Source organism: Furfurilactobacillus milii (assembly GCF_009864005.1).
Lineage (GTDB): Bacteria > Bacillota > Bacilli > Lactobacillales > Lactobacillaceae > Furfurilactobacillus > Furfurilactobacillus rossiae_B.
In genome coordinates this window covers 338,405-358,098 of record NZ_WEZQ01000001.1, presented here as the reverse complement: position 1 = coordinate 358,098, position 19,694 = coordinate 338,405, and the positions used below count along the sequence as shown (strand labels likewise).

Annotated in this window: 8 protein-coding genes and 1 pseudogene; all 9 read right to left on the bottom strand. The window is 43.5% G+C overall.

The annotated features are described in order from the left end of the window. Positions 1 to 458: 458 nt before the first annotated feature. Positions 459 to 1,061 (bottom strand): annotated as a pseudogene (gene lepB, locus GB993_RS01530) (signal peptidase I). Between the two features lie 147 nt (positions 1,062 to 1,208). Next, positions 1,209 to 1,856 (bottom strand): pyroglutamyl-peptidase I, encoded by a 648-nt coding sequence (pcp, locus tag GB993_RS01525; protein ID WP_161002811.1) that lies wholly within the window; start codon positions 1,854 to 1,856, stop codon positions 1,209 to 1,211. A gap of 177 nt (positions 1,857 to 2,033) precedes the next feature. Further along, positions 2,034 to 11,822: an MBG domain-containing protein gene (locus tag GB993_RS01520; RefSeq protein WP_161002810.1), complete on the bottom strand. Its 9,789-nt coding sequence runs from the start codon at positions 11,820 to 11,822 to the stop codon at positions 2,034 to 2,036. 69 nt (positions 11,823 to 11,891) lie between these two features. After that, a complete protein-coding gene (locus tag GB993_RS01515) occupies positions 11,892 to 12,032 on the bottom strand; it encodes a hypothetical protein (protein ID WP_161002809.1) in 141 nt (46 codons plus the stop codon). Between the two features lie 334 nt (positions 12,033 to 12,366). Further along, positions 12,367 to 12,909 carry a Dps family protein gene (locus GB993_RS01510; RefSeq protein WP_161002808.1) on the bottom strand — a complete coding sequence of 181 codons (543 nt, stop codon included), beginning with the start codon at positions 12,907 to 12,909 and terminating at the stop codon, positions 12,367 to 12,369. Positions 12,910 to 12,953: 44 nt separating this feature from the next. Continuing rightward, entirely contained in the window at positions 12,954 to 13,184 is a 231-nt protein-coding gene (locus tag GB993_RS01505) for a heavy-metal-associated domain-containing protein (RefSeq protein ID WP_161002807.1), read from the bottom strand. Between the two features lie 85 nt (positions 13,185 to 13,269). Then, complete coding sequence (locus GB993_RS01500) at positions 13,270 to 15,183, bottom strand: heavy metal translocating P-type ATPase (protein WP_161002806.1); 1,914 nt, start codon at positions 15,181 to 15,183, stop codon at positions 13,270 to 13,272. Positions 15,184 to 15,323: 140 nt separating this feature from the next. Continuing rightward, complete coding sequence (locus tag GB993_RS01495) at positions 15,324 to 18,290, bottom strand: LPXTG cell wall anchor domain-containing protein (protein WP_161002805.1); 2,967 nt, start codon at positions 18,288 to 18,290, stop codon at positions 15,324 to 15,326. 148 nt (positions 18,291 to 18,438) lie between these two features. Continuing rightward, entirely contained in the window at positions 18,439 to 19,614 is a 1,176-nt protein-coding gene (locus GB993_RS01490; protein WP_161002804.1) for an IS256-like element IS1310 family transposase, read from the bottom strand. Positions 19,615 to 19,694 lie beyond the last annotated feature (80 nt).

Below are 19,694 nucleotides of genomic sequence, written 5' to 3'. Positions count from 1 at the left end.
AAAGTGAATTGACTTCACAATTGTAATTGCTTCGAACTTTCGTTCAAAGACCCTACACATTTGATTCGTCGAAACGTTGTTCAGTTTTCAAAGATCTACATCGCTGTCATGCGACAACTTAATTAGTATAACATGCTGTTTTTAATCGGTCAAGCAAGAAATTAAACATTTTTTTGAAATCCGTTTAGCAACTTGACGACCTCTCGCAGCAGCAAGTAATACTATATCAACAAGTCGAACATCGGTCAAGCGTTTTGTTCAAAAAAATATCGCACGAAGTCAAACCGACAACTTCTTTCATTATATGTGCGATTGATTTCGATTTAAATTAATTCTACAGCCTCGACACACAGTGACTACAACCGGCTCCTAAAAAGTATTCGTCATATCAAACCATGAGGTTCGAATGACGAATACTTTTTAAACACCGCTGTTGTTTTCAACGTTACAAAGCAAATTTACTTGTCTGCTGTCCATGTTTTGTACGCCTGATTAACATTAAATCGTTTGCTTGCCGTGCTTGTCCAAAATGGTACTTTAACGACGCCAGCAACTTTCTTTTGCTGTACAAAGCCCCAGTAACGACTGTCATTAGAAACAGAACGATGATCGCCCAAGACAAAGTACATCCCCTTCGGAACCTTTGACGACTTTACTCGCCAATCATGTTGCTCGGCCAGCGATGACAAGGTCCAGTTACCAGTTCCCTGGTTGCGCTCTGTCGCACCAATGTAACTCTGATTGATCTTACGGTTGTTCACATACAGGACACCATTCTTGCTTTCAACTGTGTCCTACGGCATACCGATTACCCGTTTGACATAATCGATGTGTGAAGTGGCGTTAGGATCTTCACCCTGCGCATCAAAAATAATCACAGAGTTGTGGCGAATCGGAGCTCGGTTAAACATTGCCACTCGTTCGCGGTCCTCTAAATTAGGTTGCATCGATGGACCTGCAACATAAGCAAACTGAAATAATGTCGCCTTAATCACGACCGCCACGATTACCCCAATCAGCAACGCCGTAATCACACTTACAATGCTCTTTAAAGTTTTCATCAATCCTGTACCAACCGTCTGATAATTTTCGTTTAACTCTCTCCAGAAATTTATTTTAGTCCACTTGCGGCACAATACAATTCTTAATCTCAAACTTAATTGAACAGGCCAATATTTTTCAATTCCTTGTCGCCACACATAAGAATTTTACGCAATTGTTCCCTCAATACTCTCAATATCTGCCTGACCATCGTAAGCAACCATTGCCTCAATTGCGGCCGTGATGCCACGTACATCATCAGCCAATGACAACGATGGCACGCTTGGACGGTTCACAACCTGCTCAGGCAGAAACGGAATGTGCATGAATCCTGCCTTCAATGTGGGAAATTGTTTATCTCGCATGTACTGCACCTGATACATGATGTGATTGCAAACGTACGTCCCTGCCGTTGTCGACACCGCGCTTGGCACGCCGGCTTTACGAATAGCGCGTGCCATTGCCTTAACCGGTAACTGAGTGAAATAAGCCGTCGCACCATCATCTTGAATTGTTCGGTTGATCGGTTGAAAGCCCTCGTTGTCCGCAATCCGGCCGTCATCAAAATTAATGGCAACTCGCTCCGGTGTGATAGCGGCCCGACCGCCAGCCTGACCAATATTTAAAACATAATCCGGGTGCTCATGCTCGATGGCGTTCCGGACAACCGTTGCACAACGATCAAACACCGTCGGAATCTCTAGTTTCACAATATCGGCACCCGCAATTTGTGCCGGCAATTGTTTCACGGCTTCGATTGCTGGATTGATTTTATCCGTACCAAACGGGTCAAAACCCGTTACTAAAATTTTCACACTGATGCATCCCCTTCGTTTGTCATTGCCTTAGCTTCTCTGACTGATGACATTGTTACACATCATTCTAACCATCTGCCGACCACTTTCAATAAAAAAAAGACACTAACCTCCTATTACGGAAGATAGTGTCTTTCTCCTTTGCAAAGCTAATACCTAATCTGTGCTGTTGTTTTCTTATGATCGATGATACTTACGAACGCCGAGGAAAATGAAACCTATCGCTATCATACTCAACCCAGCGACAACCAGCGCAAACGAACTTCGCTCACCCGTGTGTGGCAAAACCTTTGCCTGATGTGTCGCAGTTGCGTGCGCCGTAGCATGACCTTCTGAAGCCCGTTGTGCGGGCACCTTCTTAACAGTCGCTTGCTGTGTCGCAGTTGTTTGCTGAATCAAACGAGTCGAAACTGGCGTTGTTGCATGCGCTGGTGTCAAAATCGTTTGACTTGATATTGGTTGCTTTACTTCTGGTGTGACAGTCGGTGTTCTCACTGGCTGTTGTGATGCCTGACCAGGTGTGGCAATCGGCGTATAAATGACTTCCACCGTGCCTGGTTGACCCGGCACCTTTGGTACAAGTGTAACCTTGTAGCCAGGAATTTGAGGCACGTTTGAAATCGTTTGACCCGGAATTCCAGGCTGTTGCGACGGTGTGGTTCCAGGAACCGGCTTACCATCCGGTGTCTTCGGCACAACTGTCACAATGAGCTCATAATAGTAGTTCACTGCGCCATTCGTTATCCCGTACGTACCGCTAGCATTGGCTGGCGTCACAACTAACTTATAGCCACTGACGGTTGCCGGTGTTGACTGGTAGTTGCTACCAAACGGACCAGACAACGTGATTGAATTAGTGACAGGCGTTGTCGTGCCCTGAATATAGTAATTGACTTCGACAGTTTCCGTCTGTGGTGTATAAACCACATTTACATTGCCAGGCTTATCCGGCACGTTCGGCGTTGTTGTGAGCGTGTAGCCGGGGATCTGTGGCAAACCACCCTTTGGACTAATTGGATTGCCCGGTGTGCCTGTCCCCGTCGGCGTCGGCGCATTCGGAATCTTATTGCCGTTTTTGTCGACTGGAACGGCCGTGTAATTAGTTGTGTAGTAGTAATCGACATCGTTATTAGATGCAGCTAATGTGCCAGTGGCATTCGCTGGCGTGTCAACCAGTGTGTAGCCAGTCAATGTTTGTGCCTGGCTAGTATATGATGTGCCCACGCCACCTGTTACTGTTGAATCATCAGCAACCTTAGTCGTTGTTCCCTTAACGTAGTAATGAACTGTGACAGAAGTCTGTTGTCGGTACTTTACTATAACGACCTGACTGGTACCTGTTGTTACTGTATACGTAGTCGGTTGATTATCGTCTACTAGATAATTATCAACAGTAGGATGTTTGATAGAAACCGTACTTTGAACTTTTTGTCCAGAGACCTGCTTTGCCGGCAACCCGGACACTTCATTGCCATTCTGATCAACATACTTAATTGTTATACCGGTCAAAACAGACAGCGTACCTGTCTCATCCGTAATTAAATAATTAGCATTGGCATTACCTTTACCGTTCGTCACCGTAATTTGATAATTACCTGGCGTTTCACCTTTGTCCCTAGCAACTGTGTAATCAAGTTTGTCACCTTTGACTAGCCCAGAATCAGCATTGCCGGTTACTCCGCTTATAGTTGCACCCAATACAGGATCACTATCACCATAATTTTTAGATGCATCGGTAGCCGTTATTTTCACTGGACGAGGCGTGATGACATACAACGCATTCTGAATATCATCTGCGGTAACCGCGTAATTCTTGTTAAGATCTTGAATCGCTTTCAATCCGGTGGCATTTAATTTAACGATATAACGGCCAACATTTTGACTCGTTATGCCAGAAACATCGAAGTCCGCGGCTGTTAGTGTCGGGATAACAAAATCTTTGTAATTACTTGGTGCTTGAACAGTAAACTTAACTGGATCAGTACCAGCATTGTTGTCATAAACTTTACTTTGACCAATAATCGTCAAACTCGTCTGCGACTGTGGCGTAGTCTTGGCTGGCGTATTTTTTTCGGGGGCTGTTGGATTAGCCGGATTGGTCGGTGTATTCGTTGTAGCAGTCGTCAATGGCCGTTTGGAAATGACTAAACTTCCTGCAACGACCGTTATCGTGTAATTGTCATTAACGGTTGCACCTGTCGTTGGCGTTACGTTCAACGTGTACGTTCCCGCGTTCTTATCATTACTGATGTCAGTCAAAGTATAGGCGGGTGTTTCACCTGCAGTCGGCAGTCCTGTAACCGTCGCAGTATCCGTTATGCCATTGTCATCCGTTGATGTATAGGCATTACCATCATATGTCTTCGATAATGTCGGTGCCTTAATGGTAATGGCAACAGGTGTGATTTCGTATGTTCCACTCAATACAGAGCCAGCATTAACGGTGTAGTTGGTGTCAGCCTCAGTGCCATCCCGACTACCAAGGTCGTCGTAGAAAGCCTTCAGCCCATCTTTTGTTAACGACCAGGTATATTTGCCAGCATTTTTCAAGTCAGTAGTCGCTACGATCGTTCCAGACCCATCTTTAAATACATAATCGCCTGCCGGTACAGTCCATGGCGTCAGACCGCTATCCGAATCAAAATTAATTGTTGGTGCAAACGACTTTCCATCACTATTATTGTCATTTTGGGCAAAGCTTTGTCCATCGTACGCACGTGTGGCACTGTTTGCAGTTCCTGTCGCATCAGCTTGAGAAATTGTATAACTACCACCGATTGCTGCTAATTGTGCATCAGTCATGGTGTAATTTTTACCAATATGATCCTTGACTGCCTGAATACCCTTAGCATTCAAACGCCAATCATATTGGCCAGCATGTGACGTTGTGGCCAAATCAATCGGTGTTTTGGATGCATCTTTATCGTTAAACCAGAACACCTCATCAGCAGTAAATTGTAAATCGGCCAATGGGTTAGTAGCCGTTGCAGTATCTGCTAAAAAGTCTAAATCACGTAATAGGTTGGTGTTAACTGGTGGTGTTACACCCGTACTGGTAAAGCTGGCCGTTGGCAAATAATCCTTACCCGCTGCATCCTTATGATTACTTTCAATGGACTGACTGTTGAACTTCCGACCTGCGCTTTTGGCTGTTGCAGTCACACCAACTGCCGTGATTGTCAATTTACCATCAGTCAGTTTGCTCAATGTTTTAGCACTAATTGTAAAGTTCGTATTTGCGGCCTGCAAAGCTGCAATTCCTTTTGCGCTAAGTTTAATTGCATGATCACCAGCATCTTCCGAAGTGTCATTATCTCTTTCAAAATCGTCAGAGACCCACTTTGGCGCAGTTAACCAGCTTGGCAAAGTAACACCATAAGGGTTGCTTGGATCAGCACTACCATAAACCTTAGTCTGGTTACCCAAAGATCCGTCAATTTCAGCTTGTTCATAGGTCCACGTAATTTGATCTGCCTTAAACGCCCCAGAGATAGAACCAAAATCAGTCTTGCCACTGGTGTAGCTGGCGCTGCCATCCGCATTTTTGGTGATCGTCAAAGCCACGCCGTTTTGATCTGTTGCACCCGTTACTTTAAACCCAGCTACAGCAGGACTATCTGCCGTTACAGCTCCGCCAATGGCATTATTTGTTTGTGCTGTATACGTAGGCTTTAACGAATCAGGCAAGCCTGAACTCTTCTGAGTCAAATCGTTAGTTAGTGTCAGCACTAAATGAATCCCATTCGCGGTAGTGTCCGTCCCATCAGCTGATCCGTTAAAAAGAATGGCCGCATTTTGAATATTTGAGTCTGTCGCAACTGGTGCAAGTGTGGCGACGATGTGTGCTGTTCCATTTGGATTCAATGTCAACGTTAGACCGCTGATATTCTTCCAATTGGCCGCATTTGAAGTCGTATAGCCTTTAGCAATGTCACTGGCTGATGAACTACTCGTTAACGTTAACCGTCCAGTTGAAGTTAGCACTGCTAATTCGGCTGCGCTTAGTGTGTTTTCAGGCACATCAAACGTATACGTGTGCGCAGATGCATCGTAACCTTCACCGCTCTTCGAAACGTTAATCGTGGCCTTCTGTGTAAAGTTGACTAGTTTGAGTGGTGATGTCAGTGTTTTAACGTACAATGCATTTTTGATTGTTCCATCTGACGCCTTATCTGTTAACCAACCGTCTAAACCGAACCCATCTTGATAGGCATCCTGTAAAAAGTTGAGTAACTGTGCCCTATCCGATGGCGTCTTCGGCTGATACGTAATCGTTAAAGTCGTTCCAGATAGAGTTGCTGTAGCAATCACGTTCCCGTTGTTCATTGGATCAGCCGCAAACGTTAGTGTTTTAGCATCAAAGCCCTTGGCCGCGCTACCTAAGTCGATGGTTGTCGACACCCCATTTGCCACATTAGCCGCAGTATCGGTAAGCGTTGGCGCATTTTGTGTTACCTTCCATTCAGTACCGTATGTTTTAGCATACAGATAGGTACGGTCATTATCGCCAAATTTCGTTTGTATACCAGTCAACTCAACTGCGGTAGGATCATTTGTTGCAGTATTATTAATCAATTTGTAAGTTGCGCCCTGATAGTTGTTCGTATCACTTGTTTGGATAGTCGCCGGCACAGAAACCGTATATTTGCTACCTAAAACAGATGCCACTTCAGTAAATTTCGGTTGTAAGTTCGTTCCAGCTGCCGCGTATTTAACATTGGTCGAGCCAACAGTCGTATCAGCCCCACCAGCGGCGGCCTGATATGCCACAGTTACATCAGCGGTCATATTCATTTTCAAGGTCAAATTAGTTAATGGCGTCTTGCCAGTCGAGTCTGAGGAGTCAACTGCAAACTTACCATTAGAATCAACAGTTAAGGGTAATACCAACTGAATTAGGTTGGTATTAGTTGCTGCATCATAGTTAGCAGTTGCCTTGTCTGGATCGTAAGTGACAGTTACTGAACCATCGGCGTTTAACGTTACTGAACTGACGCCGTTTGGAAGCGCTAGGCCATTCATCGTACCGGTATACGTTTTTCCATTGTCACCTGCAAGGTTTTTAAGGAACATCGTCACTAAACCATTCGGATCTTTAGCCTGAGTGGCCGCCACAATATCAGCATTGCTAAACGTGTACTGATAATCAGTATTTACCTGTGCCTTATCCGAGGTATCAATGGTCTTAGTCAGACTATTTTCACTTTTAACCTCCGCGTTGATTGCTAAGTTCATAACATCATGATACTGATCTACTAAAGCTGGTGCCGTAGCATCTGTTGCACCAGACCAATTAACCTTGTATGTGCCGGTTATTATTGCAGCTAACAGCGCGGCTTTTCCGGCAGCGTCTGTTGGTACATAAGTTAACGTCTTCTTTGTATCATCGTAAGTCCAACCGGCTGGCAGTTTTTGACCAATAAGATTATTCCAATCAAAAATTTCAGTGCCAACATTTACAGCCTTTCCTGTTGGATCATCCTTGCTAGTAATGACGCCACTGGTAGCAAATGATGATGTCGATTGAACAACACCAGCACTATTTTGTCCCAAAGAAATCGTGATACTGGGAGTAGTAGTGGTGGTATCAATCAAAGCTGTCGTTCCGGTACCAGAATTAATCGCGTTATCGGCAACGTATTGAATAGTGGTCGTCGTATTTTGAACAGTCCCATAATCCTGAGCGTTGTCTGTTGAACTTGCATTAGCAACACTGCCCTGATATTCCAAGCCGTTATCATTAGTTTTGCCTGTTGTATCATACGTGCTCAAAATGCCATTTGTACCAAATGACGTATCTTTCGCAAAGATAACTCCCGTGTGCAAAGCACTAACGGGTGTCACAATCGTAGTCGAAGTAAAAGATGGTACAACATTCTTTCCCATCGTAATTTCTGCACTAGCAGAAGTTGCATCATTCTTTACGTTCAAGACATTTTGCATTAGTGCTAAAACACCAGTTTCGCTAACTGTAATGGCATCGTTTGAGGTTCTTGAAATTGTAACGGTCGACGGTTTAACATCGTTCGCACCTTGATCCTTATTAGTAATCGTAATTGTGGCAGTTCCAGCCTTCAGCGTGCCTTTAGTTTCATTATTGGCCAAATCAAAGATGTCATAATCAACATCACCATTAACATGAAGTGTGATAACTACTTTAGAGCCATCCAAGTTGTTAATGGTATGTGGCGCATATGTTCCATAATCTGAGTTAACGTTATTACTTGGATCTAGTTGAACCGAACTATTTTGAACTTGCTTGCCGTCTTTATCTTCACTCTGGAAGAAACCAGCATAAATCTGATCGGCAGTTAATTTATTGCTGCCAGTTTTACTATCTTTGTAAGCTGTATTGGAAACCTGTTGTTTAATGGTGATTTCGCTAATAAATGACTTACGATAATCCCAGCCAGCTTGATACATTTTGCCACTAATAGTGCCATCTTGAGTCGTCACACCGGTTGATCCGGTAGTTGTGACTGTGGTGGTAACTGTATTTTTGGCATCACGGACAAAGGTGTAATTTAAATGTCCCGCGTTATCGTATGCAACAGTGATTGTCGTCTGTTTTTGGTTATCGTTTTTAACATTATCGTTGAGTTGCACGCTGACGTAAGAGCCAGTAACAGAAGGAAGCACAGTGTTGCCCTTCGTAGCCGTAAACGTTTTATCAAACAAACTTGACCCATTTTTATCCGTTACATTGACCCGCATGGAAAGAATGTCTCCAACAGTTTGACTACTGTTCGGAACTGCACGTTGAATCGTCACTACTGTTGACGTACCGTCAGAATTGCTGTAATTAACTGTCCATACAGAACTTTTATCAGGGTTTTGCACAGATAATACTGGTGTCAACGTGTCTGTAACCGTGCTAGTATTTTCAAACGTAAAACTATCACTGGTTGGGTCTGCCAAAGCCGATTTAGGATCGGCATCCTTCGGCGTTACATTTAAATGCGTTTGAACGGCTGCATAACCAGCTTCATATGCCGGAATCGCCATTGACTCTTCATGCACGAAGGCATAATCGATCGCATTTTGAATCGTCTTAGTAGCAGATGTATCGGCATTCCCTAGTTCAGCAGCAGTAACCAATGAATCCGCATTTGGTGTCAATTTTTTCAAACCAGATGTGGTACTGGCATCATCACCTGAATAGGGTGATGTATATGTCACATCGCCGTTTAATGTTACGTTTGCTGAACTGTTAATTGTGGCTTTTAAATCAGGATACGTCGACTGAGCTTGATCGATATTCTCTGCGGTTGGATGACCATAATGTGAATCACCATTCTGTTTTACATACTCATCGGCGTCCTTAACAGCATCTTCAATGACATTAGTCGGTTTTCCCTGGCTATCTTCCTTCATGAAATACATATTATACAGAGCCTGAAAAACCTTGTAGTAAACATAAGAATGTGTCTGATAATAAGCATACTGAGCATCCGACAACATGCCATGACTTGTAGCCGTTGGCAAAACCTTCGTGATGTCATTAAAGTTGCTGACATCGCCTTGGTTAACCTTCAACTGAATATCAGCCAAAAAGTCAGTCTTAGCCTGATTGGCTACCGCCCAAGCAATGTCATACATATCTGAGTTAGTGACATCCCCGAACCAGTCAGCATTAGCGCTACTATCACTGCCATCTACATCACTAGGCTGTTGGAAATCTGATGTGACTGTTGGATTCGTTGAACTATCTGCTACATCATATGTTTCAGATTTACCAGTTAGAACAGAATAAATAGCCAAATCCAGCGGCGATGGCACTTTGACGTCGCCGGTCGCATTGATTGCTGTATTACCATTGCCTGAGGGACCACTGCCGTCAAGACCACTACGGTAGCCGGTCAAATAGGCTTTGGCAACTAAATATGCATAAACATACAGTCCAACACGGTTACTATCTATGGGATCCTGTCCAGCGTCTTGGTACTGTGCAGGCATGTTCTGAACGATAGTTTTTAATACGTCTGAGCTAGCACCTGAACTGCTGTCTAAAGCAACTGATTTGCCTGCTAACGCGTCGTTAGTCGCCTGTTTAAAAGCGTCGCCAACCATCACACGTAAACTGTCATAGAAGTCACCGGCCGTGGCCTTAATCAACTCAATCTCCAGTGAATTGAAGTTCCTAGTGTTGATATTAACAGCCTGTGCTTGAATATATTGTTTGGAAGCAAAGGTGTTGTTTGAAAAATCATCAGTCCCAAAATTAAAGTTACCACCCGTCAGCGTATCGGTTGTTGACAAACCGCTGACCGATGGAAGATAGCCATCTTTAAGAAGGCTGTTTTTTACAGTAACGGCAGTTGGTTTACCGAGATTCGTCAATGTGTTATCAATTGATGACTGACTGGCTACCATCCAGGCGATGGCTGATTCAAAACCGCCTTTATACATTGTCTGTTGAACGCTGGTATAATTCGAATCCAAATTTTCAGCCGTTCTGAGTTGGGTACTGACGGTTTCAAATGGTGTCGCTTCACGATCACCAGCATAGCCAAAATAGTGCGTGTTTGGTGTATTGTCAGCTGTTTTGAGTAACCACAGGTAATAGGCTTCTGCTGTTAACTGGCCCTTTAAGTAGGCCTTAATAGTGTCGACATAGCCATTTTGGGTGTCTGAGCTGGCCGTGCCTAGGGTTTGCCCCAAACCTAATTTGGTAAACTTTTTCCCATTAGCGATAAAGGTAGCTAAGTTCAGTTTCAGTGGCGATAATTGTTGATTGACCCACGCATCAATATCAGTCTTTGCCTCAGTATCTGAACTCGGGACTGTTCCATCTGGATTGACTGTTAGCGCATTAAGCTCTTCTTCCAGCCCATCAACACCAGTGACATTCCCCATGATATTAAAAATGTCGAGTTTGGAGCCAGCCTTGAACGCGCTAAATGGATCAGAAGCTGTTAGGTCATCTTTAGCGTCGTCAACACCTGTTTGATAATCCGCATTTACGGCGGCATCGATAGCAGTAATCTCGGCTTTGGTCACGTGGGCTGCAGTTAAAATTCGTTTTGCTCGAAGAATGTCAGTTACTGATGTATCCGCAGGCAAGCTGACAATTACAGTTCCATCCGACTGCGTCGTAATCTGAGTACCGTTGGTAAACTGAGATACATCGATGGCATCGCTAGCCTGTGATGCTAGCTCAACTTGAGTATCGGCAGAACTGGTGGCTGTAGTTTGCTGAGCCTGTGCGGCATTTGTAGAGACCGCGTTGCTAACTGGTAATGAACTCGGTTGACTGGCCGTTGAGGCATTCGTTGACGCCATTTGTGTAAAGGAAACAGCTTTTTCTACGGTCGAATTTATCGAATTAGTTGAGTGAGCATTCTTCTGAATACTGCCATTGGCGACATCCTGAGAATGAGTACTTTGTTGGTTTAATACTGGCGTGGCGCTAATTGCGGCCTGCGAAACTATTTGACTATTCGAGGTATTAGTTTCAGAGCTCGACGTGTCAGTAAATGCAGACGTGGCTGTCTTTTCTGCGCTAACTTTTGCTGAATTGGACTGTGCGTCATTTTTTTGTACAGATGTGGCTGAGTTAGAACCCAACGATACCGACTGACTGGTTTCCATTTTATTTATGTCAGAGCTGACCGCAGATTGAGCTAGTGAGTCAGTTTTACCATTTTGACTTGTAGCCGCAGAGAAGTTTGCAGAATTCGCAATTGGCTCGGTACTTGTCGCCTTAGCAGCTGAGCTTGAAACATTCGTTTGTACAGTTACGGATTGAGTGTCTTTCTTTACAGTACTATTTGTATTGTCAGATGCCGTGGTTACTGAACTGGTTGAAACGTCAGTTGTGTCCGCCTCAACGTTTGTGACCGAAGCACCAGCTATTATTGTTCCAAGGCTCAGCACCAACAAATTAGCAAATATCCACATCTTGCCAGCTTTGTACATTTTGTAATGTTCTTTTTCACCCATATGCTGAAACTTACTCTTTAGCATAAATGCCTCCGCAAATTAACCGCCATTCTTCGTTCTCTCTCAAAACCAAGATTTGATACACTAGTTCATTTAACTTTTTGCGGCTTTATTAACTAAATGCGCAACTAATTTAGACACTGACAGACTTTTTTCAGCTCTTAACTGTTTTAGCTGCGTCCATTCCGTTGGTGTAACCGTAATATTGACACGTTTGTTTTCTGCTTTGATCACTTAAAAGCGCCCCCTGTGAATCATCAAAAACATTAAAATAGCATTAAAAAGTGTGCCACTTTAGGTACACCGTAGTTCTTTTAAAGCTTAAATACAAGGTAATTAAGACAATTAATTTGCGAAATTGTTGTCATCGTGGACTTTGTGTAATCCGCAATGTAGCAGGGTTGTAAGCGACTCTAATATTTATATATTTTTATTTATAGTTACAAACAATCTTTTAAATAAATGGTTGCATCGTGATTTCGGTTTAGCCACTAACGTTTAATCACAACAAAAAAGATCGTTACAAAGTTGTTTAACCACTTTGTAACGATCTTTCGGTTTTACTACGCTAGTCTTCATCATCGTCATCTAGACCAATTCTTGCATCATTGCCCAAGAACGCTTGCAATTCGACGATTGTTTGTAAGTTTTCGGCCAGCAGCGCTGTTAGAAATTGTGCTAGTGCTGGTCGATCTTCCTTTTCTGCCAGCTTAATGGCCCGGGTCACAAACAGATTACTTGTATCATAATCATGTACGAAATCGTTAACCAACCAGTCAGCTGTTTGATACTTGTTCTGACCAGCTTCTGTCAACATTGTGTATTCCGTAAATGCCTTGGTGGTACTGGGCACAACCTCACCTTCTGCCAATAATCGATCACCTAATTCATCACGTTGTCGTCTGACTGTGGTTAACAATTGATCAAACATTTGCTTTAGGGCTAACCGTTCTGGTCCCTTCACGTACCACTTTGCTTGCTGTAACTTATTCGCAAGTACGACCAGATTGGCAACAATATGACCTGTCATTGCCCCGGCTGTTGGGGTGTGATGGTCGACATCTGATTGCTTTAGCTCTGCCTGATAACGCTCTTCCACGCTTGTTGTCATAGTATTTTTCCTCAATTCGTCATTTTTAACGATGCCATTTTCTGCTATTGAGCCTGCTTAACCTTTACGCCCTGAACTTCATAACCTAGCTTGGTGACAACTTCTGTCAGTACATCTGCACTAACAACACTTTCATCAAAGTTTGTTTTTACTTTGGCAGCGTTGAACAGTACCTTCACATCTGCCACACCGTTTTGCTTTTCCAAAGCGCTCTGAATCTTTTGCATACATGATGGGCATGATAATGCGTCTAATTGCATAATTGCTTTACTCATTTCGATAGCCTCCGTATTTGTTTGATTACCACTAGTTTAACTAGCTGACACCAATTAAGAATTGATCCTCATCAAGTTTGCCAAACTAATTATTCATGATTGGTGATTTAATCGTTTTAGTCTTTTCTTCCATGAAAACCGTTGACTTGGGTGCGTAACGAATTAGCCGCATCGCATTGAAAACGACTACAAGAATGCTGGCCTCGTGAACGAACATGCCACTGGCCATGTAGATATAGCCAAAGACTAGACCAATTAGTAAAAACACCACTGTACCAATCGCAATAATAATATTTTCACGCGTATTCCGAACCGTCTTTTTAGCTAAGCCATAAGCGTGGATCAGTTCGCTAAACGACGACTGCATTAACACGATATCAGATGTTTCAACTGCTACATCAGTGCCGCTACCCATTGCGATGCCAATGTCAGCCGTCGCAATTGACGGGCTATCGTTGATGCCATCCCCAACAAATGCCACCGTGTGGTTCTCTTTCTGCAGCTGTTTAACGAACGTCACTTTATCTTCAGGCAACAGGTTTGCGTGGATCTCATCCATACCAAGCTGGCTACCAACCGCTTGTGCCGTTAACGCGTTATCCCCCGTCAGCATCACGAGCTGTTTGATGCCCATCGTCTTGAGCTGGCGGAGATCTTCTTTAACGCCATCACGAATAACATCTGCAATACCGATAATGGCCTGCAGCCTGCCATCAACGGCAACTAAAACTGTTGAACTACCTTGATGTTGAATTACGGTTAATGTTTGTTGCTGATCGTTGTTCAAGGCAACATTTTCAGCGTTCATTAATGTTTGATTGCCAACCGCAACGTGATGATCGTTAACCTCAGCTACCATCCCCTGGCCCTTATTCGTATTGATTGCGTTGACAGTTATACCAGTCGTCGGCAAAGCGTGGTCAGTTACATAATTCACGATTGCACGGCCAAGTGGATGATCCGACTCGTGCTCCATCGCGGCGGCATATGACAAAGCGTGGTCATCCCCATACGTTTGAATACTGGCAACTTCGGTTTTGCCCTTCGTCAACGTACCTGTTTTATCAAACACCAGAGTGTCAACCTTGCTAAACGTATCGACCACTTCGCCACCTTTGATTAGGACACCATTCTTGGCGCCATTGCCGATGCCAGCGACGTTTGAAACGGGCGCACCAATCACAAGTGCACCAGGGCAGCCAAGAACCAGTACTGTAATTGCCAGTTTGAAGTCACGGAAAAATACCCCCACTAGCAGTGCAAGAATCAACACAGCAGGCGTGTAATACGTGGAAAAGCGGTCAATAAACTTCTCTACATGGGATTTGGTATCCTGCGCATCTTCAACCAATTCGATAATTTTGGCAAACGTGGTATCGTCACCGACTTTAGTTGCTTCAACCTGAATGGTCCCGTTATCGACCATCGTTCCGGAATAGACCAATTCACCTGGATGCTTAGTAACCAATTTTGATTCACCCGTGACACTGGCCTCATTCAAGTAACCACTGCCGCTGATAATTTTGCCATCCACCGGCACCTGTGCACCTGTTTTGACCAGCACTACGTCACCTTCGTCAACAAAATCGACATCCGTTTCTTCTGTACTACCATCCGCTTGGAGAACCTGCGCAGTCGTTGGAGCCATTTCAGTGAGTGACTTGATTGATTTTCGCGTTCGCGCTAACGTTTTTTCTTCCAGGAACGTGCCAAATAAGAATAGAAAAGTCACAATTGCGGATTCATCAAATTCCCGAATGACAAACGCACCAATGACCGCGATGCTCACCAATAATTCAATACTGATCGTTTTAACTCTCAGTGCTTCCCAAGCTCTGATGATAATCGGCGTAGCCGCAATGATTGAAGCAAGGATAAAAGCCGATGTGTCTAACCATGTTTGACCCGTGAAGCGGCCAATAAAACCGAGGATGATCAAACCTGCTGTTATCCCTGTAATTTGGTTCGTATGGTGCTGAATCCAGCGTTGAAATTTCATAACGTAACCCCTTTTCGTTTGATGATGTATTCAGTATAGGTGGGATTGCGTCATAGATAATTGACGGTCATCAAGAACGACAAAAAAGGCTAAATCCGAAATTAATCGAATTTAGTCTTTTTGGTGATGCATTTTAAAGATTAGTGTTGCTTACGACGAAGACCAAACAATGAGAGTAAACCAGTTAATAAAGCTAAACCAGTACCCATTGCTGCCGTTGTAGCAAGTTCACCAGTATGTGGCAACTCTGCTGCGGCAGGCTGATCAGTTTCATCAGTCGTTTTCGTTGTTGGTGCAGTGGCTTCTTTAACAACAGTTGCGGGCACACTCTGTTGAGCAACTGTTGCTGCAGGTGCCACCGTAGTCTGTGCGGCAGCGGTTGATGTTTGATCAACTGCGTCAGCCACTAAATGAACTGTCTGTGGTGTAACATCATTCAACAAAATCCAGTCGCTTTGGCCTGGTGCCAAATGATAGCCTGCAGGAATCACGTTACCAATGTAAACCCAGTTGCCGGTGTAACCCTGAATCTCAGTGGTTGTGATAATTTGACCATTATCATCATCGGTCATAATCAATTCGATTGGGTCCCAAGTACGATCTGATGACACAGGCGTCATCGGTTGGGCAGTGGCCGTTGGTGTAAGCACTGGTTGTGCTGGCACGTTTGGCGTTACGTTTGCGACCGTTGCTGGTTGTGCAGGTTCAGTCGGTGTCGTTGGTTCAACTGGCACATCAGGTGTTTGGGCCGGTGTCGCTGGGTGATCAACTGGCGTTGGTGTTTCGGCAACAGTTGCTGGCTGCTCCGGTTTCGTTACTGGCACTTCGGGAGTTGTGACCGGCTTCTCCGGTGTTGTTACTGGTGTTTCCGGAGTTGTAGCCGGTTTCTCCGGCGTCGTTACTGGTGTTTTTGGAGTTGTAGCCGGTTTCTCTGGTGTCGTTACTGGTGTTTCTGGAGTTGTAGCCGGCTGGTCTGGATTTGGCACCACTGAAACAGTTTCCTGCACTTCAACCGGATCACCATACTCAAACTTGACGATTTGTCCGTCACGCACCTTATCCGTTAAAATCGGATCCGAAACTAACCGTAAATCATCTACTGATATTGGGTTATCGTTTTGATCCAGTCCCCGAATAAAACTGTCGGATGGGGTCCATTTTTGCCCAACATACAACACAACGGGACGTAACTTTAAGTAAATCACATTCGTATATGCAGTCTTTTGAGTACCATCCGCAGCCGTAAAGACAACTGGATAACGACCTACTTCACTAATATTGACCTTAGATGCATCAACTTTCAGTGAATCATATGCCTTTTCTCTCGATGCTGCATCATTGCCACTGACAATTTTTCCATTGGTAAGTGATATGAAGTTCTGTAAAGCAGTATAATTCTTATCACCTATAAGAATATCAATATCCTTAGTTTGAATAGACATCGGTTGAACTACATAGTTAAACATTACTTCATTAGGTTTATCACTTACATATGTTCCAGTTGCAGGGGAAATGTCTGAAATCTTATAAGTCACTCCGTTCTTAACAACTGTTTCAGGCGCAGACACTTTGTATTTTCCTAACAAAGTGCCGCCAGTAACGGTCAAAATGTTATTAAGTGCTCCGTCTGAGCTCGTAATATTAACAGTCAATGAGGCTGGTTTAGCATCATACGAACGTGTTTCGGTTTGATAAGGGTTATATTTGTCAAAATTACTCGTAGGCACATCTTGAAAGACGTGTCGAATGTCAGTTGCCTTTGAAAAATCGTAATTATCAACTTGATCGCCAAATAATGCTTTTTGTTCTGATAACGTAAATGTCGTTATCGTGTCACTATCATCAGTCCTGTTATCTTTTTCAGTAACCATGTGTGATTCCGGCATTGAAGTATCACTAATCTTGAAATCAGTCGAAGGACTAAAAACCAAATCATCAGAGCCTAAAGGGTTCAACTGTGTAGTAGTATTTATAATTTTTCCTTCTACTTTGAAATCAAGAATTGGCGACGGAACATAGTAAAAAGTGAAATCATAATTTTTCTGACCGCTAACAGGTGTAACATTGAATTTTTGAACATTTGGATCAACAGGTAAATAACCATCAATCTTGTCATCTTCATAGTATGGCGGAATATTATCTACATTTGAGTTTGCGTAGATCTTCCAATAATTGGGGATACTTTTCAAAATCTTACCCGTTTTTTTATCTACCAATTTGATATTTATTTGCCCATATTGCATAGGTGCAAGCCAAACGTGAATGTTTTGATTGCTTCCAGTAAGTGGGATAGACAATGAATCATTATCACCAACAGTATAAGCTAACTTTTCAGCAATTTTATTTGCTAACAGTTCGCTGTCGCTTGTTACTAATGTGTACCCAGCAGGAATTGTCCATGTTTTCGGAAAGGGCGTAACAAAATTGCCTCTTGTTGCTTTATCTAATGATGCATTTTCAAACTGAGTCACTTCAGTTATTGGTAAAGAAGTTGAGACATCATATTCTTCCCCACGTATTGTCTGTAAATTTGAATCTGACATTTCCTTTAGGTCATACGTAAAAATTACATCAGGATTTAAAACCTCGGCAAACTTATGGGCATTCGCTGGTGCAGGCTGAAGCACATATTCCATTTGTTTTCCATTACTGGAATGCAGATTAGATGCAATAGTGGCTGGAGCAGTGGCAGTGTACATCTCATGAATACCCGAATGAATTTGATAAGAAGTCACAGCATCTGGATTTTCAAGAGTTTCTTTTGGGATAAGAATAAGTTTATGATCCGCATCTTGTGTTTCATACTTAACATTTATTGCCGCTTCACTAACGTAACGAAATGATTCATAATTCATTTCCTGTAAATTATAGTGAGTCCCGGTCGACGCAGCCATAGCAAATGACAGGGGTTCATAGGTTCCTGAACCATCTGTTTTTTTCGCTAACCATGGCGTTATATCTATCGTCCATGTGGTAAGCGGTTGAGCAACGTCACCGTTTACATCTGGTCCTCCATAACGAACAGTCATTAAATGTTCAAATTTAAAAACGAGTTTGTCATCCTTATCACGCACGGCAGTCCCATCTTCATTTAATTGCTTAACCATTTTTGGCTCATATTCCATACTGATTGGAACATTTTTTCCGTGTGTTTCAGAAGGCGTTTTGACCAATAAAGGCCCCGCCAGCTTATCGGGGTAGCGTCAAGAATCTTGTGTAAATGAAATGCCTTCGTACATATAATATGTAACTAACTTAAATAAATGATGCTTCCAAGGTGTCCTGGAGTCCCTTAAAGCCTCGGTGGATCCGCTTCAGAGACTTCTCGTTATAAGCATTAAACTGAGAAACCAGGAATCGATCCAGTGAATCTTCCGTTGGAAATTGTTCTTTGTGGTGGGTGGTGCGCTTGAGATGCTTGTTAAAGTTCTCAATCAAGTTAGTGGAGTAGAGTGATTGCCGAATGGCTGGTGGAAAGTCCATGAAAGTGAGCAGATTCGGCATTTTAAGCAGATCTTTGATTAACTTGGGATAGGTACGATGCCAGTTGTTGGCGAACTCATTCAGTTTCAGTTCGGCTGCTTCACGATTGGCAGCCCAATGAACTTGTTTAAAGTCATTGATCACGGCCTTACGGTCTTTCACCCGAACCTTGTTGATTAAATTACGCCCAACATGAACCAGGCAACGTTGTCGTTTAGCTTTGGGAAAATGCCGATTTAAGCCTTCATCCAAACCAACTAACCCATCGGCCACAAACAACAGCACATCTTTGACCCCTTGCTTAATCAGGGTTCCCAGTAATTCAGTCCAGATCCCAGTTGATTCCGTCGGCGCCACTTGGTAGTTCAGCACTTCTTTCGTACCATCTGGACGAATGCCAATCGCAATATGAACCGCTTCTTTTTGAACGGTATCCCGCTTTAACGGCAAGTAAGTGGCATCTAAGAAGATAGCCGCATATTGTGAAGCCAGTCGACGTTGCTGGAAAGCTTGAACCTGTTCATTGACGGCTTTAGTCATGTTGGAAACCGTGGCTTTGGAATAGTGAGCACCGTACATTTTCTCAATGAGTTCGGCAATTTCAGCAGTGGTAATTCCCTTGGTATACAACTGAATAACCGTTGTTTCTAAATTATCACTGTGCCGACCGTAGGCTGGCAAGGTATGATTTTCAAACCGGCCATTGCGATCTCGAGGAATGGTTAAGTTAAGTTGGCCGTACTTCGTATCAAACGAGCGCTCATAACTGCCGTTGCGGTTATTACCAGTGTTAATCCCAGCGTATGAGTAGCGTTCGTAACCCAAAAACTCTGCCAATTCAGTTTGAAGCAGCTGGTTGATGGCGATTTCAAGGTGGTGACGAAAAACTTCGTCCAAATCTTGTTTTTGGGCTAGTGCAGCGATAATTTCTGTGGTAAGTTCATTCATGGGGAATGCCTCCTGTGATGTTTTCTGTGGTTACTAAATATCATAAGGGAAGGCATTCCCTATTTCTATACAATTTAGAA

Coding starts and splice junctions, on each gene's coding strand:
- GB993_RS01505 (WP_161002807.1), bottom strand. CDS start 13,184: ATGAGTAAAGCAATTATGCAATTAGACGCATTATCATGCCCATCATGT.
- GB993_RS01490 (WP_161002804.1), bottom strand. CDS start 19,614: ATGAATGAACTTACCACAGAAATTATCGCTGCACTAGCCCAAAAACAA.
- GB993_RS01510 (WP_161002808.1), bottom strand. CDS start 12,909: ATGACAACAAGCGTGGAAGAGCGTTATCAGGCAGAGCTAAAGCAATCA.
- GB993_RS01500 (WP_161002806.1), bottom strand. CDS start 15,183: ATGAAATTTCAACGCTGGATTCAGCACCATACGAACCAAATTACAGGG.
- GB993_RS01495 (WP_161002805.1), bottom strand. CDS start 18,290: ATGGTTAAGCAATTAAATGAAGATGGGACTGCCGTGCGTGATAAGGAT.
- GB993_RS01520 (WP_161002810.1), bottom strand. CDS start 11,822: ATGCTAAAGAGTAAGTTTCAGCATATGGGTGAAAAAGAACATTACAAA.